We start from the raw sequence: 22010 nt of genomic DNA, 5'->3' as shown, positions 1-22010 counted from the left end.
CCCCCAGCCTACCGACCGGCTCCGACATCGCCGGTCGGGTCGCGAGCCCCTTCCCCCGTCCCCGCGCGCTCGCGCCACAGGGTGAGTCGCCCCCCTTCGTCGAGCCAGACCGCCAGCGCACCGTCCCGATCGGTGCGCGCCGCAGTGCTTCCCAGCGCCGCCAGGATGTCGAGGAGCGTCGCGGTCGGATGCCCGTAGTCGTTGTCGGCACCGACCCCGATGAGCCCGACCGCCGGGTGCAGCGCCCGGTACAACGCGGCATCCTGGTCGGCACTGCCGTGGTGGGAGACCTTCACGACCTGCACACGCGGGACATCGATCCGCCGTCGGAGGGCGGACTGCGCCTGCTCGCCGAGGTCGCCGAGCAGCACCGTGCGAGGAAAGTTCGCGCCGGCGACGTCGAGGGCGACGGAGGCGTCGTTTCCGGCCTCGGTGTTCGGGGCGGGACCGAGAGCCTGCCACCGCGTGCCGCCGAGTGTGCCCGTCATGCCGGTCGTCGCCTCCTGCAGGTGCGCTCCGGCGTCCGAGAACCGGTCCAGGAGTCGTCGGTCGGCCGCCTCGTCGGGCGGCCCGTGCACCACGAGATCGACCCGCCCCATCACCGCCGCGGACCCGCCGACGTGGTCGAGGTCGAAGTGCGTCAGGACGACGAGGGCGAGATGGTCCACCCCGAACGTCTTCAGGCATCGGGTCAGTGCCTCGGGTTCGGGTCCCGTGTCGACCAGCGCCACGGCGTCTCCGGACCGCCAGAGCGTCGCGTCGCCCTGACCGACATCGCACATGGCCACCTGCCACGCCGCGGGCACGGTGAGGGGCCCTGCGACGGTGCGGACCGCCGTCTGCCCCAGGACGAGGCCGACGACCACGGCGACGGCTGCGGATGAGATCGCGGTGATCCGGGGCAACCGGCGCGGTCTGACGACGGCGATGCTGACCGCCGCGCCGACGCCGGCGAGCAACGCCGCCCCGACGAGACCGTCGGGCCACGGCAGGTTCTGGGCCGACACCGCCGTGGTCGTATGCGCGACAGCCGCGATCCACGCGGCCGGCACCCAGGCGAGGGCCGTCAGACCGTCCCTTAGCCAGGGAAACGGGGCGATGCAGGCGAGGGCTCCCGCGACCGTGGCGGGCGCCGCAGCGGGGTCGGCGACGAGGTTGGCCGCGACACCGAGAAGGGGTACGTGCGGGTCGATGAGGACGATCAGCGGGCCGCAGACGAGCTGGGCCGACGTGGGCACCGCAAGGGCGAGGGCGAGGGCGCGCGGCATCCATCGCGCCAATCCGCCGGCCAGGGGGCGCGCGAGATGGAGGAGGGCCCCGGTCGCCGCGGCCGAGAGGGCGAAGCCGAGGGAGCGGGAGAGCCACGGGTCGACCACCAGCAGAACCGTCACCGCGAGGGACAGGACGGCCACGCCGATCGCCGGTCGACCGAGTGCGAGCGCGAGCATCGCCACCGCCGCCATCGCGGCCGCGCGGATGACACTCGGCTCGGGGGTCACCAGCGCGACGAACGCCGCCAGCACCAGCATCGCCCCCACCACCCTCCCGCCGCGGGACGCACCGCACATCGCCAGCAGGGCGAATGCCGCACCCACGACGATCGCGCAGTTCGCCCCCGACACTGCCGTGAGATGTGACAGCGACGAGGCGTTCATCGCGGCCTCGGTGTCGGGGTCGAGGCTCGTCGTGTCACCCACGGCGAGCCCCGGCACCAGACCCGCTCCCGGCTGGGGCAGGCCGCGGGTCGACGCGACGAGGCCGTCGCGCAGTCCCTCGAAGAACGCCCACACGCCCGCCGGGGTCGAAGCCGACTCGATGGAACTCGTCCGGACGACGAGGGCGGCGCGCTCCCCCGGGTCGGAGGGGACGGCCCGCCCCCTCAGCCGCACCTCGCTGCCCATGCTCGCCGCTTCCAGCGCCGACCGTCCCTCGGCATCGACGAGGATCCGCGCGGGGACACTCCCCGTGACGGCGAGAGCGCCCGCGCGCACCCGCGTGGCGACGGCGTCGAACCACGCGCCGCCGTCAGGAGAGCCGTCGATGCGCCCGCTGACGGTGACCTCCAGCTCGAGGTGGCGCCCTCCGTCGGCCTCGAGGGCGGCGATCTGCGCCCGCGTCGATCCCGCCGTCGCCACGGTCCCCGCCGCCGCGGCCGAGCAGGCGAGCGCGACCGCGACGATCGCGAGCACCGCCGACCGCCGCCACGCGACCGCGGTGGTCGCGCACGCAGCGAGGGCGAGGACCACCGCGAGCGGGGTGGCATCCGGAATCATCGTGCTCGCACCCGCGGTCGCCCAGGTCGCCACGGCGACCGAGACCGCCCGGAGGGATCGGCGGCGCGCGCCGGGACGCCCCCTCACACGCGCACCAGGTCTCGGATGCCCGCGAGCATCTTCTCCCCGATCCCCGGCACCGAAAGCAGATCGTCCACGCTCGTGAAACGACCGTTCGCTTCGCGCCACGCGAGGATGCGGTCGGCCATCGCCGGCCCGATGCGCGGGAGCTCGTCGAGCTGCTCGCGCGTCGCGGTGTTCAGGTCGAGCGCGCCACCCGTGCTGCCGCCGCCGCCCGAGGCGGGTGCGGCAGTCTCTGCCCCGACCACCGGGACGACGATCTGTTCACCGTCGGCCACAGGCCTGGCGAGGTTGACCCCGTCGCGTTGCGCGTCGTCGGCGAAGCCTCCCGCCCGGGCGATCGCGTCGGCGACCCTGTCACCGGCATCGAGTCGGTACAGCCCGGGCTCGCGCACCGCTCCCGCGACGTGGGCGTACAGTCCCGCCTCCGCGGGCAAGGCGGCGGAAGACGTCGAGGGGGATGCCGTTTCGTCGACGATCTCGGCACCGGTGGCGCCCCGCAGCATGCCGATGCCGATCGTCACGGCGAAGGCGAGCAGCACCAGGACGATGACCGCGCCGATGCCGAGGCGCGCTCGCGGGGGAAGAGCGCGCGGGAGTGGATTCGCAGCGTCGCGCTCTTCTGATTCCGTGCCACCCGCGTTCGACGGGGAACGGGACTGCTTCATCGACGCTCCCCGCATCACCGTGCGCTGCGACTCCTCGCGAAGGGACGAGGAGGAGGACGGTTCGGTCACGCCACGACGCTAGGCACCGAGGCTGCCGGCGCGCGGCACAAGATCGATCTTTCGTGGACAGCCGGACGGATTCCCGCGCTGTGCAGAACCCGCACCTACGCTGGAGCGATGTCTACGAACACATGGCGCGCCGTGGTCTCAGCCCTCGCCGACGATCGCGCACGCGACGTGTACGCGCGGATCGTGCTCGCCCAGCCGGTTGATGAAGCCCTCGACGCCCTGTCACCCGGAAAGCGTCGACGCCTCCTCGACACGCTGCTCTCGGCAGGGCTCATCTCCCCTGACGGCGCAGGATGGCGAACCGAGCCCGAGGTATTCCGCGACGCCCTGCGCTCCGCACCGGCCGCGCCCCGCGCGACGGGCATCGACCGCTTCTTCGTCGACGGCCGTCTCGCGGTCTCCCCCTCTCGAGCCGCCGACCGCGACGCCGTCCTTCTCCACATCGTCGGGCGAATGACCGAGCCGGGCGAGATCCTCACCGAACGGGCGGTCAACGACCGGTTGGCGGCGATCGTCGACGACGTCGCGGCGATGCGCCGGTATCTGGTCGATGCCGGGCTCCTCGAGCGCTCCCGCGACGGCGGCGCCTACTCTCGCGCCCGCTGACCGCTCCGCGGGCACTCACCTCGCAACGATTCGGCGAGGCGCACGTCTCTTCGAGCGCCGCTCCTCCACACGGTCAGAAGACGCCGGATGCCACGCCCCCGCACTCCGCAGAGCGCCGGTGGGGTGGCATCCGGAATCAGAGAACCTATTTCGTCGAGAAGCTGACCACCTTCGGCGGGCGCACGACCGCGCGCACGATCTGGCGCTCGCCGAGCGCGCGCAGCACCTTCTCGTCGGCGCGGGCCATGGCCTCGAGTTCGTCGGCGCCGATCTTGGCCGAGACCTCGAGCGTGCCGCGCACCTTGCCGTCGATCTGCACGACCGCGGTGACGGTGTCTTCGACGAGCAGCGTGGGGTCGGCCTGGCGCCAGGTCGCGAGCCCGACGAATCCGTCGTACCCGAGCGTCGCCCACATCTCCTCGGCGGTGTGCGGGGCGAACAGGTCGAGGGTCATCGCGATGACCTCGGCGGCCTCGCGCACGGCGGGGTCGCTCGCACCGGGCGTGCCGTCGATGGCCTTGCGGGTGGCGTTCACCAGCTCCATCAGGCGCGCGACGACCACGTTGAACTTCGTCTGCTCGACGAGGTTCGCGGCATCGCCCAGCAGGCGGTGCGTCACTCGGCGCAGCGAGGCGTCTCCCTCGGCCCAGACCACGTCGATCTCGCTGTCGACGTCGTGCGCGATGCGCAGGGCGCGGGCGAGGAACTTCGCCGCACCGGTGGTCGAGACGTCGTTCCAGTCCTTGTCGTCCTCCACCGGACCCGCGAAGGCCAGGGCCACGCGCAGGGCGTCGGCGCCGTGGGCGTCGAGCTCCTCCTGGAACAGCACCAGGTTGCCCTTGCTCTTCGACATCTTCGTGCCGTCGAGGATGACCATGCCCTGGTTGATGAGGCTCGAGAACGGCTCGGTGAAGTCCACCAGACCCATGTCGAACAGCGCCTTGGTGATGAAGCGCGCGTACAGCAGGTGCAGGATCGCGTGCTCGACGCCGCCGATGTAGAAGTCGACGGGGCCCCACTTGTTCGCCTCGCGGGCCGAGAACGCCTCGGTCTCACTGTTCGGCGAGAGGAAGCGGAGGTAGTACCACGAGCTGTCGACGAACGTGTCCATTGTGTCAGGGTCGCGCAGCAGCGTCTGGCCCGTCTCGGGGTCGGTCACCTGCACCCAGTCGGTGGCCGCGCCGAGGGGCGAGGTTCCCTTGGGCTTCAGGTCGAGCCCCTCGACCGAGGGCAGCGTCACCGGCAGCTGGTCGGCGGGAACGGGCGTGATCGAGCCGTCCTCGCCGTGAAGCATCGGAATGGGCGTCCCCCAGTAGCGCTGACGCGAAATGAGCCAGTCGCGCAGGCGGTACGTCTTGGCGGCGCGGCCGACGCCCTTGGCCTCGAGCTCCTCGATCATGCGGGCGATTGCGTGACGCTTCGAGAGCCCGTTGAGCGAGCCCGAGTTCATCATGCGACCGTCTCCGGTGAGCGCCATGCCGGTCTTGACGGGATCCAGGTCGTCGATGTCGCCGAGCGGGTCGATCGGCACGCCCTCGTCGTCGAGCTCGATCACCGGGATCGCGCCGGTGATCGGCGCGGTCGTGTCGACGACGACCTTCACGGGCAGGTCGAACGCGCGCGCGAAGTCGAGGTCGCGCTGGTCGTGCGCGGGCACGGCCATGACCGCGCCGTGTCCGTAGTCGGCGAGCACGTAGTCGGCGGCCCAGATCGGCAGCTTCTCGCCGTTGATCGGGTTGATCGCGTAGTGGCCGAGGAACACGCCGGTCTTCGGGCGGTCGGTGGCCTGACGCTCGATGTCGGTCGCGCGCTGCACCTGGGCGAGGTAGGCCTCGAAGCTCTCGCGCAGACCCTGATCAGCCGATGCCGCGAGCTCGGCGGCCAGGTCGGACTCGGGGGCCACGACGAAGAACGTCGCGCCGTGCAGGGTGTCGGGGCGCGTGGAGAAGACCGTGATCTTCTCGTCGCGACCTTCGATCTCGAACGCGATGTCGGCGCCGACGGAACGGCCGATCCAGTTTCGCTGCATCTGGATGACCTTGCTCGGCCAGAAGCCTTCGAGCTGGTTGAGGTCGTCGAGCAGGCGGTCGGCGTAGTCGGTGATGCGCAGGAACCACTGCGTCAGCTTCTTCTTGACGACGACGGCGCCGCTGCGCTCGCTGGTGCCGTCGGGCAGCACCTGCTCGTTGGCGAGGACGGTCTGGTCCACCGGATCCCAGTTGACCAGGGCGTCCTTGCGGTAGGCGAGGCCCTTCTCGTACAGCTTCTGGAACAGCCACTGGTTCCATCGGTAGTACTCGGGGTCGCTCGTGTGCAGGACGCGGCTCCAGTCGAACGAGACGCCGTAGTCCTTCAGGCTCGCCTTCTGCTGGGCGATGTTCGCGTAGGTCCACTCGACGGGGTCGGCGCCGCGCTTGATGGCGGCGTTCTCGGCGGGCAGGCCGAACGAGTCCCACCCGATGGGGTTGAGCACGTTGTACCCGCGGTGTCGCCAGAAGCGGGCCACGATGTCGGAGTAGAGGTAGTTCTCGGCGTGACCCATGTGGAGATCGCCCGAGGGGTACGGGAACATCGCGAGCACGTACTTGCGGGGGCGCGTGTCGTCGTCGCCACCGGCGCGGAACGGGTCTTTCTCGGCCCAAGCCTGCTGCCACTTCGCCTGGATGGCGTGGGTGTCGAAGCCCCCCTCGCGGGGGTCTGGTGCGGAGTTCTGAGACACGGATGAAGCCAATCGTGAAGGTCGGGAGGCCGCGGGGGCCAACCTCCAGGCTATCGGACGCGCAGGTCACCACCCAGGCGGGACCTCGGCTCCCAGGGCCGCCAGCGGAGCCCGGGCCTTGATCCCCACTTCGGCGACTTCGGATGCCGCGACCGAGCGCCACGTGATGCCCCCTCCTGCCCCGACCCAGGCGGCATCCTGCTCCACGACGACGCTCCGGATGACCATCGCGAGGTCCGCGGTCCCGTCGTCGCCGATCCACCCGAAGGCTCCCGAGTAGATCCCCCGTTCCTCGCCTTCGAGCCCGGCGAGGATCTGCATCGCGGACTGCTTGGGCGCGCCCGTCATGCTCCCGGCGGGGAACGCGGCATCGAGCAGCCCGCCGATCGTGGTGCCCGGCATGAGCCGCCCCGACACCTCGCTCACCAGTTGGTGCACGGTGGGGTACGTCTCGACGTCGAGCAGCCGGTCGACCCCGACCGTCGAGGGGTCGCACACCCGGGAGAGGTCGTTGCGCATGAGGTCGACGATCATGACGTTCTCGGCCTGTTCCTTGGGGTCCGCTCGCAGGTGCTCGGCGAGCGCCCGGTCGCGGTCCGGGTCGGTCGAGCGAGGACGCGTGCCCTTGATGGGGTGGGTGTGCACGCGACCGTCGCGCACCTCGAGGAAGCGCTCGGGAGACGAGCTGACCAGGGTGGTGCCGCCGATGCGGATGAGACCCGCGTGGTGCGAGGCCGAGGCCTGCCGCAGCCGGCGGAACACCGCGACCGCGTCGTGCCGCCCGGGCACGGTGAAGCGGGTGGTGAGGCACAGCTGGTACGCGTCGCCCTCGCGGATCCGCTCGCGACAAGCGCTGATGAGCTCGGCGTACCGCTCGGGCTCTACTCGGCCGGATGCCATACCCCGGGGCTCCGCCGCGCCCACGGTCACCGGGTGCGGCGCGCCCGCGACCCGCGCGGCGAGGTCGCCGTCGCCGAAGACGTGGACGCGGCGGAGGGCGTGGTCGAACGCGACGAGGGCGTCGACGCGCAGCCAGGCGTCCCGTCCTTCGTACGAGCGCCAGCCGACCCAGCCGCCACGGAACGGGCCGCTGGCATCCGCCGGTCCGCCGGCGGGGGCGGCATCCCTCCGCAGGGGTGCCGAGGCGTCGTCGAGGCGACCCGCGCCCATCCAGCTCCACCCCGTCGACGACTCGCGTCCGGCGTCCAGCCAGAACACGTCCCCGCCCGCCGCGAAGACGTGCAGGAAAGCCGCCTCGGGGTCGACCCACCGCGACAGGGTGAACGGAGGGGCGGAGTGGGGCACGCTCCCAGGCTAGAGCGGGGATCCGGCCCTAGGCTGACGGAGGTGAACGAGATCCTCACCTGGTTGCTCGACGTCGTCCAGAACGTCGACCCCGTGCTGCGCACGATCATCGCCGGGATCGCGGTCATGCTCGAGACCAGCGTGCTCGTGGGGCTCGTCGTTCCGGGCGACACGATGGTCATCGTTGCGGGCACCGCCGTCGCGTCTCCGGTCGAAGGGGTCGTGCTGGCCGCGGCGATCGTGGTGGGCGCACTGATTGGTGAGAGCCTCGGGTTCTGGCTCGGTCGCTACTTCGGTCCGCGCATTCGCGCCTCGCGCCTCGGCCAGAAGCTCGGCGAACGCAACTGGGAGCGGGCCGACCGGTACCTCCGTCGTCGCGGCGGACCCGCGATCTTCCTGTCGCGCTTTCTCCCCGTGCTGCACTCGCTCGTGCCCCTGACGGTGGGAATGAGCGGCTACAGCTACCGCCGCTTCCTCGCCTGGACCACCCCCGCGTGCGTCGTGTGGGCGAGCCTGTACGTGACGGTCGCCGCGTCCGCTGCGGGAACGTACCGCGAGCTGTCCGACCGCATCCACGGCGCGGGCTATATCTTCGTCGGCATCCTCGTCGCCTTCATCGTTCTCGTCTTCATCGGCAAGAAGATCATCGAGCGGCTCGAACGTCGCCACCTCGCCGACGAAACCGCTCCTCTCGAATCGGTGGACGGTGACGTGAAAGACTGAGGACGATGCCTCGTTCCCCTCGCGCCAAAGTGCTCTGGTTCGCCCGACTCGAGCGCCGTTTCCACCGCTGGCGCGAACGTCGAGCGCGCGCCCGCGGACTGCGTCCCGCCGTCACGGGTTTCCCGGGGTACGGGACCGAGGAATGGGTCCGCGTGCTGGGCCGCGTGCTCATCGCCCCGCCGATCAAGCGCACGTCGACGGGTGAGTTCGCGAGCTTGCGCGGGTGGCGCAGCTTCGCGGCCGTGCCGGTCGGCTTCGGACAGGTCGACGTCACGATCGACGGCGTCACGCACCGCGTCGTCGCCGACCGCGGCGGAGTGATCGACGCCAAGCTCCCCGCAACGCTCAGCCCCGGCTGGCAGAGCATCACGATGTCGGTCGAAGGCAGCGAGCCGGCCCAGACGCGCGTGTTCATCGTGGGGTCCGACGTGCGCTTCGGCGTGGTGAGCGACGTCGATGACACCGTCATGGTGACGCTGCTCCCCCGCCCCCTGCTCGCCGCGTGGAACTCCTTCGTCGTCGACGAGCACGCGCGCCAGCCCGTCCCCGGGATGGCGGTCATGCTCGAGCGACTCACGCGCGAACACCCGGGGACACCCGTCGTCTATCTGTCGACCGGCGCCTGGAACGTGGCGCCCACGCTCACCCGCTTCATGCGCCGCCACCTCTTCCCCGCCGGATCGTTCCTGCTCACCGACTGGGGCCCGACCCACGACCGGTGGTTCCGCAGCGGGCGAGAGCACAAGGAGCAGAACCTCCGACGCCTGGCCGCGGAGTTCCCGGACGTGAAGTGGCTCCTGGTCGGCGACGACGGCCAGCACGACGACGCGATCTACACCAGCTTCGCGATCGAGCACCCCGAGAACGTCGCGGCCGTCGCGATCCGGCGGTTGCTCCCCGCCGAAGCGGTGCTCGCCGGTGGACGGACGGTCGTCGACGACCACTCCGCCGCCGAGGTGCCCTGGGTGACGGCGTCGGACGGCGCGGGCCTCCTCGAGCGGCTGCGTAGCACGGGCGTCATCTCGAACGAGGCCTGATCCCGGATGCCGCGGTGTCGGCGTCACCTTACGTTCGCGAGACGTCCATGGAATCTCACGTCTCCCGGCTGAGCACGCGCGGAGCGCGACCGACCGAGCGCGAGGCCCGATGTCGGAGGTGGCGCGTACGGTGGAGGCATGTGCGGTCGTTTCGTCGTAGCCAATGTAGCCTCCGAGCTCGTGGGGGTGCTGCGCGTCGACGTCGAGGCCGACGAGCTACCCCGGCCCTCGTACAACATCGCTCCGACGTCGCAGGTCGGCATCGTGCTCGACTCGATCAAGAGCGAGCCCCCGGTCCGCCGACTCGAGGTCGCGCGCTGGGGCCTCATCCCGGGGTGGGCGAAAGACGTCAAGATCGGCGCACGGGCCTTCAACGCGCGATCCGAAGAGGTCGAAGACAAGCCCATGTTCCGTAACGCCCTCATCAAGCGGCGCGCCGTGATCCCGGCATCCGGCTACTACGAGTGGAAGACCACCGACGAGGGCAAGACGCCCCACTACATCCACCCCGCCGACGGTTCGCCGCTGTTCTTCGCGGGGCTCTACGAGTGGTGGAAGAACCCCGCCCTCGCCGACGACGACCCCGCCCGCTGGGTGCTGAGCTGCACGATCCTCACGCGCGATGCGATCGGACGACTCGGCTCCATCCACGACCGCATGCCGCTGTTCATGGATCCCGACTTCGCCGACGCCTGGCTCGACCCCACGACCGAGAACGTCGGAGACATCCTCGACGCGGCCATCGACGCCGCGCCCGACATGGCCGAGACGCTCGACGACCACGTGGTGTCGGCGGCGGTGGGCAACGTCCGCAACGACTCCCCCGACCTCATCGAGTCGGTCGAGTGACCCTGGACGCGACCCGTACCGTCCTGACGCACGCGGAGTGGACGGACGCCGCCGAACAGCACGCGCATCGCGCCGACGCGCTCACCGCCGATCACCGTGCCCGCGCGAGCCGCGCGCAGAAGCATCCCGTCGAAGACTTCCTCTTCACGTACTACTCCTACAAGCCCGCCATCCTGCGGCGGTGGCATCCGGGCCCCGGGGTCGTGCTCGAAGGGGCCGACGAACGCGCCGCGTGGAGGTGGTACCGGGCCGAGCCCGGGGGCATGCGCGTGGATGCCAAACGCTTCCGCACCGAGAAAGGGTCGATGTACCGCGGCATCGTCAACCTGCTGCGCGCCACCCTCGATCGACCTGCGCAGTTCGGGTGCTTCGGTCTGCACGAGTGGGCGATGGCCTACCGCGCCGACGAGGTCCGGCACGCCGTTCCGCTGCGCATGGGTCGCGACGGCACCGACGCGGTGGTCGACGCCCACGACCTCAAGTGCACGCACTTCGATGCGTTCCGCTTCTTCACGCCCGAGGCCGTTCCGCTCAACCGGACCCCCCTCCGTCGCGACGACCAGGTGGCGAGGGAACAGCCGGGCTGTCTGCACGCGGGGATGGACGTCTACAAATGGGCGGTGAAGCTCGGGCCGCTGGTCCCCGGGTCGATGCTGCTCGACGCGTTCGAGCTGGCGCGCGACATCCGCACGCTCGACATGCAGGCCTCCCCCTACGACCTGACCGACTGGGGGTACGCGCCGGTGGCGATCGAGACCCCCGAGGGCAAAGCCGAGTACGTCGTGCGCCAGCGCGCGTTGAGCGAGCGCGGGCAGGCTCTTCGGCGGGCGGTCGTTGTCGCCGTAACCGAAGCGGGCGACACGCCCGACGGCGCCGATTTCTTGCGTCCGCGATCTGTGTTGTAAGCTCATGGAGTTGCCTCAAACGGGGCGGAAAACAAAAAACGGGCCTGTGGCGCAGCTGGTAGCGCACCTGCATGGCATGCAGGGGGTCAGGGGTTCGAGTCCCCTCAGGTCCACCACGAGAGAAAGCCTCCGCTTCGGCGGGGGCTTTCGTCGTTTCCGGAGACGGCCTGTCCCGGTGGGCGGAGCTCACGGTATCCCTCCGCTCCGCACAACCTCGGTGATTCGCACGACCTCAGCCCGAAAGCGCGGGATGCCACCGAATCCGCGCGGATCGCTGAGGTCACGCCGTGCGCCGGGCACGCGGCATCCCGCGACAACCGCCTCACCGGCACGCGCACGACGAAGGGCGCCTCCCCTCGACGAAGAAGGCGCCCCTCGTGAGCGTGTCAGCGGGACGACACCGCCTCGCGGGACTTCGCCTCGCGCGTCTCGCGCATGACCAGCTCGTCGTCGAGCCAGTTGGGCGCCTTGTTGCGAAGCGCGAAGATGTAGACCGCGAGCGAGGCGGCGATGATGACCGTGACGTACACGATGAACATCGGCACCTGCGAAGTCGACTGCGCTCCGGCGTACAGCAAGGGCGCCGTGCCGCCGAAGAGCGAGTTGGCCAGCGCATACCCGAGGCCGACGCCCAGGGCTCGCACGTGCGTCGGGAAGAGCTGCGCCTTCACGAGCGCGTTGATCGAGGTGTAACCGGTCAGGATGACGAAGCCCCCGAGCAGGATCGCGAAGGCCGCGAACTCGTTGGTCTGCTGCGGGAGCATCGTGATGAGGAACCACGTGTAGAGCACGCCGCCGACGCCGAAGAAGACGAGCAGCGACTTGCGACCGACCTTGTCGGACAGCCAGCCGCCCAGGGGCTGCATGAGCATGAGGGCCGTCAGCGCGATGAGGTTGATCACGGTACCGGTGACGACATCGCCGCCCGAGAACGCGGTCTTGGCGATGTTCGGCCCCGTGACCGAGTACGTGTAGAACGCGACGGTGCCGCCGGCCGTGACCGCGAAGCACAGCAGGAGCGGGCGCCAGTTGTTGACGAGCAGATCGCGCATCGAGCCCGAGTCCTTCGCGCGGCCCGCCTTGTTGTCGTCGAGCACGTGCTTCTCGAGGGATTCGTCCATCGTGCGGCGCATCCAGAACACGGCCACGGCGGCGACACCGCCGATCGCGAAGGCGACGCGCCAGCCCCACGCGGTGATGGCCTCGTCATCGAGGGTGAGCACCATGATGAGCAGCGTGGTCTGTGCGAGCACGTGACCGCCGACGAGGGTGACGTAGTGGAACGACGAGAGGAAGCCGCGGCGACCGGGCATGGCGGCCTCGGACATGTAGGTCGCGCTCGTGCCGTACTCGCCTCCGGTCGCGAAGCCCTGAACGAGACGGGCAAAGACGAGGATGATGACGGCACCGACGCCGATCATCTCGGCCGTGGGGGCGAACGCGATCACCAGCGAACAGAACGCCATGAGCGACACCGACACCGTCAACGACAGACGGCGACCGTACCGGTCGGCGAAGCGGCCGAAGAACCACGAGCCGATCGGCCGCATGAGGAAGGTGACGGCGAAGATCGCCCACACGTAGATGGTGGAGTTCTTGTCGTCGGAGCTGAAGAACTGCGACTCGAAGTACACCGCGAACACGGAGTAGACGTAGACGTCGTACCACTCCACGAGGTTGCCGGCCGAGCCTTTGAGCGTGTTCGAGATCGAACGCCGCAGACTCGTGGGGATCGTCGTCGTCGTTGACATGAGGAATCCGATCGGTCGAGGGACGTTGGTCGTCTCGTCACCGCCGTCGGAAGAGGCCTCCGGCAGCGGTGACGAGGCGTATCGGCCATCGTGGCCGCCGCCGACGCCGCCGGGCGAGATCCTTACAGTCGCCTTACATTCGTGGGCCGCGAGGCCGCGGAGCCTGTGCCTACGATGGAGCATGCACGTACTCGTCGCTGAGGACGACGGCTCCGTCGCCGCGGCCCTCGTCTCGGCCCTCGGCCGCGCCGGTCACACGTGCACCCGGGTGTCACGGGGCAGCGATGTGCTCCTCCGTCACCGAGACGCGCAGGCGGTGCTCCTCGACCTCGGCCTCGAGGATTGCGACGGCCTCGACGTGCTCCGCGACCTGCGCGAGGTCTCCCAGATCCCGGTGATCGTCGTGACGGCGAGAGGCGACGAACGTTCGACGGTCCGCGCGCTGTCGCTCGGTGCCGACGACTACCTCGTCAAGCCCGTACGCTTGCACGAACTCCTCGCCCGACTCATCGCCGTCACGCGCCGGTACAGTCCGCCCGAAGAGCCGATGCGCGTGGAGACCTCCCAGGTGTCGATCGACGTCGACGCCCGCCGCGTCAGCGTCGCACACCGTGAGGTGTCGCTCACGCCCAACGAATTCGGCATCCTGCTGTCCCTCGCCCGTCGCGCGGGGACCGTCGTGAGTCGCCGAGTCATCCTCGACGAGGTGTGGGGCGACGCGTACGCGGCGTCGTCGCGATCGTTCGACGTGCACATGGGCCAGGTGCGGCAGAAGCTTCCCGAGGTCACGATCACGACGGTCCGCGGGTTCGGATACCGCCTCGAGGATGCCGGGTGAAGCTACGCGTCCTGCTCCCGTTGCTGGTGTTCGGGCTCATCGCCGTGATCGCGGTGCTCATCCCCGTCGCCCAGTCGATCGCCGACTCGCGGACGCAGCAGGTCGCCCTGCAGCGCCAGGCGTCGCTCGATCAGGTCGTCCAGCGCGCCCGAACGGCTCTCGTGCAGGGCGGAACGTCCAGCCTGCAGACCTACGCCGACCGCTTTTACGCGGTGTACGGCGAGGCCGTGCTCGTGCTCGACGAGAGCGGTGACGCGGTGGCATCGGCCGGGGGCCTCTCGCCCGACGTCGATGTGCGCTCCATCGCCGGGGCGGCGTCGCGGGCGATCCCGCAGGTGTCTCTTCCGCGCGTCACCCCGTGGGCGCCGGACACGGCACTGGTCGCCGTCCCCGTCATCGCCGCGGGCGATCTGTCGACCGGTGTGGTGGTGCTGGAGGTCGACCTCGCACGCGCGAAGGCCGATGTCGGTGCGGCGTGGGCGCTCGTGGCGGTCGTCGGCTTCCTCCTCCTCGCCGCACTCATGGGCGCATCGTTGCTGTGGACGCGGTGGATCCTGCGGCCGGTGCGCGCCCTCGATTCCGCAGTCGCGGCGCTCACCGCCCACCGCGAGCCCGTTCCCCTTCGTCCGACCGGGCCGCCCGAGCTCCGCCGGCTCAGCCGGGCGTTCACGACCATGACCGACGAGGTCGAGAACACGCTCGAGCAGCAGCGCGGCTTCGTGGCCGACGCGTCGCACCAGTTGCGTACTCCCCTGGCCGCCATCCGCTTGCGGGTGGACTCACTCCCCCGGGATCCGGATGCCGCTGACGACCTCGCCGCGGTCGACCACGACCTCGATCGGCTGGAGCACACCGTCGAACGCATGCTGACGCTCGCGAACGCCGAGCACCGGGCCTCGGCCTCGCGGCAGGGGTACGACGCCGCGCGCGACGAGGGGGCGGAGCGCGAGTGCCGGGTGTCGGCATCCGAGCTCGGGGATCTGCACCGGTGGCGGCTCGACGAGGCGGGCGTGACGCTGGAGGACGCGGACGACATGGTCGTCGCGGTGCCGTGCGGCCGGGCGGACCTCGAAGAGATGGTGCAGGTGCTGCTCGACAACGCCGCCAACTACGCCGGGCGAGGAGCCCGTGTGCGTCTGACCCTGGACGACGACGGTGAGGGCGTGACACTGCGCGTCGACGATTCGGGCGCGCATCTCGCCGACGCCGACCTCGAGAGCATGGGCACCCGGTTCTGGCGCGCGGGCGCCTCCCGGTCGACCCCGGGAACCGGCCTGGGCCTGGCGATCGTGGCCGAGCTGATGCGGGCGGCCGGCGGCACTCTGCACCTCGAGCGCTCGGCCATGGGCGGCCTCGCCGCGCGACTCGAGTGGAGGCGGTGATGACGGCTCTGACCCGACGCGCGTTCTTCTCGGTCGTCGCGGGTGCCGGTGTCCTCTCGCTCGCCGCCTGCTCCGCGCCCGCATCGACGCCCCTCGTCCTCGGCTGCGGCGAGCCGGGCGGCAGCTACCTCGAGTTCGGTCAACTGCTCGCGGCCGCGACCGCGGCGTCGACCGCGGTCTCGGTCTCGCCGCTGCAGAGCGAGGGCAGCATCGACAACCTCCGCCTTCTGCGGGAGCGCCGCGTGGACCTCGGCCTCTCGCTGGTGGATTCGGCAGCGGATGCCGCCGACGACATCGTCGCGATCGGACGCGTCTACCAGAACTACCTGCAGTGCATCGTGCGCGCGGACGCGGGGATCTCGCGGCTCGCCGACCTGGCGGGGCGCACCGTGTCGCTCGGCGCCCCGGGGTCGGGCGCTGCGGCGACGGCGCGGCGGGTGCTCGACGCCTCCGGACTCGACCCGTCGAGCGGCGCGGGACCCCGGACGGTGGAACGTACGTTCCGCGGAGCCGTCGACGATCTCGCCGCGGGACGGATCGACGCGTTCTTCTGGTCGGGCGGGGTGCCGACCCCGCAGATCGCCACCCTCGCCGAGCAGGTCCCGGTCTCGGTGATCGACACGACCCCCGCTCTCGCGGAGCTCAGCGCGCGGTTCCCGGACGTGTACGCCGCCACGACGATCCCCTCCGGCGTCTACGGCGCCACCAGGGCCGTCCCCACGATCGGTGTCGCGAACCTCCTGCTCGCGCGCGCCGACCTCGCCGATTCGCTCGCTCGCGCCCTCGTCGACGCCCTCATCGACGACGCCCCCGAGCTCGTTGCGCCCGATGCCCTCGGCATCCAATATCTGACACCGGCGAGTCTCATCGACACCTCGCCGATCGCCCTTCACCCGGCGGCCGAGCTTCGGTACCGCGAGCGGTACGGCTGAGGGGCCCGCTTCCTGAGAGATCGCAGGCCCGAGGCGGGAATGAAGACAGGCCGAAGCCCTATGGCGACGTGCGGCGCGACTAGGTAGTGTCCATCGACGAAGGAGGAGGTTGAGGATGCAGTTTTCCGCCGATCCGGAGCAGTTGAGACGAGCAGCGCGAGCGCTCGATGATTTGCACAACAGCCTGAGCCCCATGAGCGAGACGTGCGTCCCGAACTGCGGACACTCTGCGCTAGAGGCACGCCTGTCGCAAGCTGTCGGAGAAGCCACATCACTTTGGTCAGGTGCAACGTCCTTCATCGACGAGGTAGCTGTGAGGCTTCGATCCAGCGCCGATCTTTATGAACGGTCCGACCTGCATGCGTCTACTAGGGACGGGTGAGGAGTTGCCTGAGCTGGGACAGACGCGAGATCCGACGGCGCTTGTGCCCGGATCGTCGGCGAGTGTGTATGAGCTGGCTACATCGTGGCGTATGAGATCGTCGAAGGCGGAATATGTTGCTTCTCAACTCAGGACACTTGCTCCCCCGGATGGTGGGACGGCGAAGCTTCGGTTGGCTTTGCCACTCGACTAGAAGCGGCCGCTTCGACGTGGGATGAAGCTGCCATCCACCTGCTGTTGCTCGCCAATCTGACGGAGAACTACGCAGGTGTGCTCGAGTGGGCGCAGGGTGAGGCGGCGAGGGCGATCGAATTGTGGGAAAAGGGCGAGCTCGACAGCGCTAGAGGGCTGGCTGAGTACCGATCCCTCCTGACTCGAGCGCGACCCACCGAGATACTGCCGTACTACCGCGATAGGGGGGGAGCCGGCTCGCAGCGAGGCAACGGCTGTGCTTGAGGGAGCGCGGGAGGAGTTGAGGACGGCGGGCGACGTAGCTGCGTCGCAGCTAGAGTCGCTTGAGCCGCCCGAACTATCTCCGTGGGCTGTCCCGAGGGTCTTGCTTCCGTCTGGGGCGAGCTGCTGATCGGCTCGACCGTCGATGTAGCAGTCGGTTCCATTAATGGAGTGGCGTCCGCCTTGAATTCGATGATCCGAAATCCGGACGCCCTACTAGCGCTCCTCGGGGGCGTCGGGCTCGTTGCGGGCGGTGGAGCGATGATGGGCACGGGGGTGCCGCGTCATTGACAGGCGTTGGAGCCACGGTGGGCGCACCCGCCATAGCCGGTGGGCTAGCGGTCGCCGGCTCTGGACTGGCGCTCGCAGGGGCTGGCGCCGCTCAGATAACGACCGACGCTATCGGCGATGGACGCGTGCAGATGGTGCAACCGCGCGACCAACGAGGGCGCTTCGCTCAAGGGGACGGTTCGTCACCACCCGGCAAGACCGCCGAGCAGCGCGGACTCGATGAGTATGCGGACCAAAACGATGTAACCGTCGTACGAGACCAGGTTGCCGCCAAAGTGGATGGGGGCAATCCCAACGGGCGCAAGTACGACGGTCTTGTCGACAACGGCGACGGCACGTGGACCGCCATCGAAGTAAAATCAGGAGGAGCATCGAAAACAGCTGACCAGAGAATATTCGACGACATCGTCAATAGTGGCACGCCGGCCACGGCTAGGCTTAACGGTGAGCAGATCAAGATCACCGACGTCGTTGGTGTTCGTATGCCGACGGAGGTACCGTGATCGACAGAATTGGCAAATTTGCTTACTCGACTGACAGTGGCACTGTGACCACTCTGCCGCGTGGCGCTTCCAGTGCCGAGCGAACGATACGGCGCCTGGTAGACAGGCTTGGCCTGCCAAGCGTGGGCAACACTCTTGTGGTTCAGCGGGTTCCGGATGACAAAGAGGTGTCCACCTTCAGGAATGATGATGCCCCATTCCTACAGACCGCTCGCACGCCCGCGGGACTCATCATCGAATGGGGCCGCTGGGAGTCGGACGAGTGGGTTCTGTCACGTCTCTCTCACATCGGCGGAGCCCTTGAAAACGAAGAGACATCGGGCATAGGCGGACCCGACGACTATTTCGGTCCAGAGGAAGCTGCTGAGATCTTCTGTCATTACTTGCAAGCCGAAAGGCCGCCGAATTCGGTAGCGTTCCGACCAGTGACCCTGCCGGAATCGTGATCTCTCTCGACACCGAGCAACACGCTCAATTCGTGGACCGCCTGAGGGGCGCGACACGCGAAATACGAGCCGAGCTGGATGAGCTATCGAAGAGAAGCTCAGAACTACGCAGCCAGTGGACGGGCGAAGCGCGTCAAGAATACGATCGGGCGCAGGCCGAATGGATGAGTGCCGTCCGCGCAATGGAGAAGGTGCTTGATGAGACCACGAAGTCACTCGAAGTGTCGAGGGCGATATTGCAGGCGGCAGAAGTGAGAGTTAGCGCCCTCTGGCAATAGGAAGTCGATCTCTCATTGGTCTTCGTCGGCACGCAGAGGGCATCACCAATGGTCGGGTGGTCCCCTCAATCCGATTGGCCTTGCATCGCCCAATCGCTCGCCTCAGTTCACGCAGGGCACCGACCCCGCGCGCATCGGCTGCTGCGAGTCGGTGTACACCGACGACGTCGGGGAAGGAGACGCCGCCGGAGCGCTCGTCGCGGGCGCATCGGTCAGGTTCGGGGTGACATCCGTCCCGGGGTCCGTCGTCGCCGCTGGAGCCGGGTGGAGCAGGGCACCGACCTGAGCCGCGATGGCCTTCTGGTCGACGATGTTCACGCTCTCGCCGTCGACGGTGCCGAAGCGCTCGACGGGGAGCGTCTGGAACGTCACGTCTCCCCCGGCGAGGCGCTGGGCCGTCGAGGCGAGGCTGAGCAGGTCGAAGCCCTTGTCGACGGCCACGTACTGCTTCGCGGTGTCGAGCAGGTCCTGCAGGCGCCCGAAGTCGGTGAAGGTCTGCGCGTCGCGCAGCTTCAGCGCCAGCGACACCATGAACGCCTGCTGACGGCGCGTGCGGTCGAGGTCGGTGAGGAAGACGTCGTCGTACTTCGTGTCGCGACGCTGGCGGACGAACGCCATCGCCTGTGCGGCGTCGATCTGCTGCTCCCCCGCGACGAAGTCCGCTCCCGAGTAGGTGTCGGCGGTCGCGTGGTTGAGGCACACCGAGATCGGCTGGACGGCCTGTGCGACCCGGTAGAACGCCGCCATCGTCACCTCGACGAAGTGGTCGATCGGGACGCCGCCCAAGAACTGCGACACGGTCTGCATCTCTTCGGTGCGTGCGGCGTCGCGGGCCTGCTGATACGCGTCGTCCTCCGCGACGCCCGCCGCGCGGAGCTCGTCGTTCTTCGCGGCGAAAGCCCGCCCGTACGCCTCTTTGATCTTGCCCTTCTTCGTCCCACCGGGGGCGCCCGCGTAGTCGACGTAGTCGTCGCGCGGGATCGACACGGCGACCGCTTGCCCGCCGCCGGCGGGGATGTGCACGTACATGAGCACGTTGGTGTTGTAGCCGCCCACCGATGCGTCCTCGGCGTGGATCGCGTCGTAGATCTCCTGGGGGTAGGGCTTGCCGTCCTCGTCGACCCGACTGTCCAGGCCCATGATGAGGATGTTCTGCTCGCCCTCGTCTTGGGCGACGCCCGGAGCGGCGGTGGGCAGCTCGGCATCGGAATGATGGATGCCGTTGGCTGCGCCGGCGAGATTGACCGCGACGAAGGCCACGGTGCCCACGACGGCCGTGGTGACGACGGCGGCGACGATGAGCAGGAGTCGACGCCGGTTGCGGCGGACGCGGTGCGAGGTCGGTGACACCGACCCAGCATGCGCTGTCGCGTCTATGAATCCGGCGTACGAACGAGAACGCCCCCTGCCGCGGGGGCAGAGGGCGTCGACGGCAGCATCATCAGTCGGTGGCGTTCGCCGGGGTCGGCAGCTCGATCGGGACGACCGGGCAGTCCTTCCAGAGCCGCTCGAGGCCGTAGTAGACACGCTCTTCCTCGTGGAAGACGTGGACGACCAGGTCGCCGAAGTCGAGCAGGACCCAGCGGGACTCCTGTCGGCCCTCGCGACGCACGCGCTTGTGGCCGTGCTCGAGGAGCTTCTCTTCGACCTCGTCGGCGATCGCGGCGACGTTGCGCTCGTTGCGACCGGTGACGAGGAGGAAGATGTCGACGAGCGGGAGGGGTTCGGACACGTCGAGCGCGACGATGTCGTCGCCGCCCTTCGCGTCGGCGGCGAGGGCGGCGATCTGCGCCATCTCGCGACCGTTGTCGGTGGCTGTCATCGGAAGACTCCTGTCGTGAAGGCGAGGCCGAGGGTGACGGCCACCGCCAGGAAGAGAGCACCGGTCGTGATGATGAGCCCGATGAGGAGCTTGCTCCCCTTTTCGGGCGCCGGCGGGCGGATGATCTCGCCGGGCTGCTTCACGGTGCTGATTGCGGCACTCGCCGCGATCGGGGTGGGGGACGAGGCGGGCGGAAGCTCGCCGTCGAGGAGCACGGCGTCGGCGTCGCGGCCGTCGGTGGTGCCGGGAGCGTGACCGACCGACCCCAGACCCTCGGGCAGCTCGAACGTGCCCGTGATCATGACCTCACCGGTCGCGGTGACGGGCCCGACCAGCGGAACGCCGGCGGGGGTCTGCGACAGGATCAGCGCGTTCGGGGTCGACACGGCGCCGCTCGCTGCGGCGTTGCGTGAGATGAGCTGATCGAACGACGCGGGGAGCGAGACCTCGGGGGTCGCCCCGTCCAGCAGCTCGGAGCCGAGGGCGGGGTTGACGACCGAGGCGCCGGGTCCGTTCTCGTCCGACGAGATCGGGCTCTCGGCGGTGTCGGGGGCGGCGGGGCGGAAGATGGCGGGCGGAGCGGACTCTTCTTCGGCCTGCGGTGCCGGAGCGGTGTTCTGGCGCGACATCGACGACTCGAGGTCGGAGCTGATGACGGGGACCGCGGCCGTGCGGATCTTCTCCTGCGCACGGACCTGTCGACGCGTGAGACCGGTGACACCGAAGTCGCCGTCGCCGAAGGACCCGTCGAACGAGTCGGGGCGCAGAGCGGGTGCGAAGGGCTCGTCGCGCTGCTCGACGGGCGCGGGCTCCTCGGACACGGCGGGCTCGTGCTCCGCCGACGCGGGCTCGGCCTCGGCCTCGGCGCGGTCCGACGCGGCGTGCCCCTCGCCCGCACTCTCGTCGACGCCGCGCTCGGGCACGCGATCGACGATCGGCGCCTCGGCCGACTCGACCGGAGCGGCCGGGGTCTCGGCATCCGGAGTCTCGCCCTCGGGCTGCGGAACGATGATGGGCGTCGCGCCGGTCTGGCGGAGCTCGCGCAGCTGACGGCGGGTCAGCGCGGGAGTCTCGGGGTTCTCGGGAGTGCTCATGCTGTGCTCCGGTAGAGGTGGTGCTTCGCGATGTACTGCACGACGCCGTCGGGCACGAGGTACCACACGGGGTGGCCTCGGCGCACACGGGCGCGGCAGTCTGTGGACGAGATCGACAGGGCGGGGATCTCCAACTGGCTCACGTTCTGGGACGGGAGCCCCTCGGTCGTGAGGACGTGACCCGGCCGGGACACCGCCACGAAGTGCGCCAGATCCCAGAGCTCCTGGTGGTTGCGCCAGCTGAGGATCTGCGCGACCGCGTCGGCGCCGGTGATGAAGAACAGCTCCGCACCGGGACGCTGCTCTTGCAGGTCGCGCAAGGTGTCGATCGTGTATGTGGGCCCCGCACGATCGATGTCGACGCGGCTCACCGTGAACTGGGGATTGGATGCCGTGGCGATCACCGTCATGAGGTAGCGGTGCTCGCTCTCGGTGACGTCGTCCTTCTGCCACGGACGCCCCGTCGGCACGAAGACGACCTCATCGAGATCGAACGATTGGGCGACCTCGCTGGCGGCGACCAGGTGACCGTGATGGATGGGATCGAATGTCCCACCCATGACCCCGATGCGAGGGGCGCGCGTCACCGACATACGGTGGGCC

At 69.5% G+C, this 22010-nt stretch carries 20 protein-coding genes and 1 tRNA gene; 12 read left to right on the top strand and 9 right to left on the bottom strand.

Going from position 1 to position 22010, the window contains the following annotated elements:
* Positions 1–8 precede the first annotated feature (8 nt).
* Both QBE02_RS02075 and QBE02_RS02070 read right to left on the bottom strand, forming a co-directional pair.
* A complete protein-coding gene (locus QBE02_RS02075) occupies positions 9–2360 on the bottom strand; it encodes a ComEC/Rec2 family competence protein (RefSeq protein WP_279366938.1) in 2352 nt (783 codons plus the stop codon).
* Positions 2357–3091, bottom strand: a complete 735-nt coding sequence (locus QBE02_RS02070; RefSeq protein ID WP_347710271.1) for a ComEA family DNA-binding protein — start codon at positions 3089–3091, stop codon at positions 2357–2359. The genes QBE02_RS02075 and QBE02_RS02070 overlap by 4 nt, the downstream gene beginning before the upstream one ends.
* Positions 3092–3199: 108 nt before the next feature.
* Here QBE02_RS02070 and QBE02_RS02065 point away from each other — a divergent pair, with 108 nt between their 5' ends.
* Positions 3200–3697, top strand: coding sequence for a DUF2087 domain-containing protein (locus QBE02_RS02065; RefSeq protein WP_279366937.1), 498 nt, complete (start codon positions 3200–3202; stop codon positions 3695–3697).
* 145 nt (positions 3698–3842) lie between these two features.
* On the opposite strand, the gene leuS is transcribed toward QBE02_RS02065, so the two are convergent.
* Positions 3843–6416: a leucine--tRNA ligase gene (gene leuS, locus QBE02_RS02060; protein WP_279366936.1), complete on the bottom strand. Its 2574-nt coding sequence runs from the start codon at positions 6414–6416 to the stop codon at positions 3843–3845.
* Positions 6417–6482: 66 nt separating this feature from the next.
* The gene (locus tag QBE02_RS02055) at positions 6483–7721 is read right to left on the bottom strand and encodes an anthranilate synthase component I family protein (RefSeq protein ID WP_279366935.1); all 1239 of its coding nucleotides are present in this window, start codon (positions 7719–7721) and stop codon (positions 6483–6485) included.
* A gap of 42 nt (positions 7722–7763) precedes the next feature.
* On the opposite strand from QBE02_RS02055, the gene QBE02_RS02050 reads away from it, so the two are divergent.
* From QBE02_RS02050 to QBE02_RS02030, 5 genes are all read left to right on the top strand, one after another.
* Positions 7764–8444: a DedA family protein gene (locus tag QBE02_RS02050; RefSeq protein WP_279366934.1), complete on the top strand. Its 681-nt coding sequence runs from the start codon at positions 7764–7766 to the stop codon at positions 8442–8444.
* 5 nt (positions 8445–8449) lie between these two features.
* Complete coding sequence (locus QBE02_RS02045) at positions 8450–9481, top strand: App1 family protein (protein ID WP_279366933.1); 1032 nt, start codon at positions 8450–8452, stop codon at positions 9479–9481.
* A 138-nt stretch (positions 9482–9619) separates the two neighbouring features.
* Complete coding sequence (locus tag QBE02_RS02040; protein WP_279366932.1) at positions 9620–10330, top strand: SOS response-associated peptidase; 711 nt, start codon at positions 9620–9622, stop codon at positions 10328–10330.
* Positions 10331–10332: 2 nt separating this feature from the next.
* A complete protein-coding gene (locus tag QBE02_RS02035) occupies positions 10333–11235 on the top strand; it encodes a 3-methyladenine DNA glycosylase (protein ID WP_431844587.1) in 903 nt (300 codons plus the stop codon).
* A gap of 40 nt (positions 11236–11275) precedes the next feature.
* Positions 11276–11351: transfer RNA gene (locus QBE02_RS02030), tRNA-Ala, on the top strand.
* A gap of 270 nt (positions 11352–11621) precedes the next feature.
* Here QBE02_RS02030 and QBE02_RS02025 read toward each other — a convergent pair.
* Positions 11622–12986, bottom strand: coding sequence for an MFS transporter (locus tag QBE02_RS02025; RefSeq protein WP_279366931.1), 1365 nt, complete (start codon positions 12984–12986; stop codon positions 11622–11624).
* Positions 12987–13167: 181 nt separating this feature from the next.
* Between QBE02_RS02025 and QBE02_RS02020 the strand changes: the two genes are divergently transcribed.
* The 6 genes from QBE02_RS02020 (at position 13168) to QBE02_RS16210 (ending at position 18491) form a co-directional block, all read left to right on the top strand.
* Complete coding sequence (locus QBE02_RS02020; RefSeq protein WP_279366930.1) at positions 13168–13824, top strand: response regulator transcription factor; 657 nt, start codon at positions 13168–13170, stop codon at positions 13822–13824.
* The gene (locus QBE02_RS02015) at positions 13821–15206 is read left to right on the top strand and encodes a sensor histidine kinase (RefSeq protein ID WP_279366929.1); all 1386 of its coding nucleotides are present in this window, start codon (positions 13821–13823) and stop codon (positions 15204–15206) included. The genes QBE02_RS02020 and QBE02_RS02015 overlap by 4 nt, the downstream gene beginning before the upstream one ends.
* Positions 15206–16138 (top strand): TAXI family TRAP transporter solute-binding subunit, encoded by a 933-nt coding sequence (locus QBE02_RS02010; RefSeq protein WP_279366928.1) that lies wholly within the window; start codon positions 15206–15208, stop codon positions 16136–16138. Before QBE02_RS02015 ends, QBE02_RS02010 begins: the two co-directional genes overlap by 1 nt.
* Before the next feature lie 466 nt (positions 16139–16604).
* Entirely contained in the window at positions 16605–16976 is a 372-nt protein-coding gene (locus QBE02_RS16215) for a putative T7SS-secreted protein (protein ID WP_431844579.1), read from the top strand.
* Positions 16977–17389: 413 nt separating this feature from the next.
* Positions 17390–17767, top strand: coding sequence for a hypothetical protein (locus QBE02_RS02005; RefSeq protein WP_279366927.1), 378 nt, complete (start codon positions 17390–17392; stop codon positions 17765–17767).
* 442 nt (positions 17768–18209) lie between these two features.
* Positions 18210–18491: a WXG100 family type VII secretion target gene (locus QBE02_RS16210; RefSeq protein WP_431844578.1), complete on the top strand. Its 282-nt coding sequence runs from the start codon at positions 18210–18212 to the stop codon at positions 18489–18491.
* A gap of 102 nt (positions 18492–18593) precedes the next feature.
* Here the strand turns inward: QBE02_RS16210 and QBE02_RS02000 are convergent, their stop codons facing one another.
* The 4 genes from QBE02_RS02000 to nadD form a co-directional block, all read right to left on the bottom strand.
* Positions 18594–19841 (bottom strand): LCP family protein, encoded by a 1248-nt coding sequence (locus QBE02_RS02000; RefSeq protein WP_279366926.1) that lies wholly within the window; start codon positions 19839–19841, stop codon positions 18594–18596.
* Positions 19842–19932: 91 nt separating this feature from the next.
* Positions 19933–20313 carry a ribosome silencing factor gene (rsfS, locus tag QBE02_RS01995; RefSeq protein WP_056231168.1) on the bottom strand — a complete coding sequence of 127 codons (381 nt, stop codon included), beginning with the start codon at positions 20311–20313 and terminating at the stop codon, positions 19933–19935.
* Positions 20310–21407: a hypothetical protein gene (locus QBE02_RS01990; RefSeq protein ID WP_279366925.1), complete on the bottom strand. Its 1098-nt coding sequence runs from the start codon at positions 21405–21407 to the stop codon at positions 20310–20312. The genes rsfS and QBE02_RS01990 overlap by 4 nt, the downstream gene beginning before the upstream one ends.
* Positions 21404–22000: a nicotinate-nucleotide adenylyltransferase gene (nadD, locus tag QBE02_RS01985; RefSeq protein WP_056231161.1), complete on the bottom strand. Its 597-nt coding sequence runs from the start codon at positions 21998–22000 to the stop codon at positions 21404–21406. The genes QBE02_RS01990 and nadD overlap by 4 nt, the downstream gene beginning before the upstream one ends.
* Positions 22001–22010: the final 10 nt, after the last annotated feature.

Source organism: Microbacterium testaceum, assembly GCF_029761935.1.
GTDB lineage: Bacteria > Actinomycetota > Actinomycetes > Actinomycetales > Microbacteriaceae > Microbacterium > Microbacterium testaceum_A.
The sequence above is the reverse complement of the archived record's forward strand: the minus strand, read 5'-3'. Positions and strand labels throughout refer to the sequence as shown.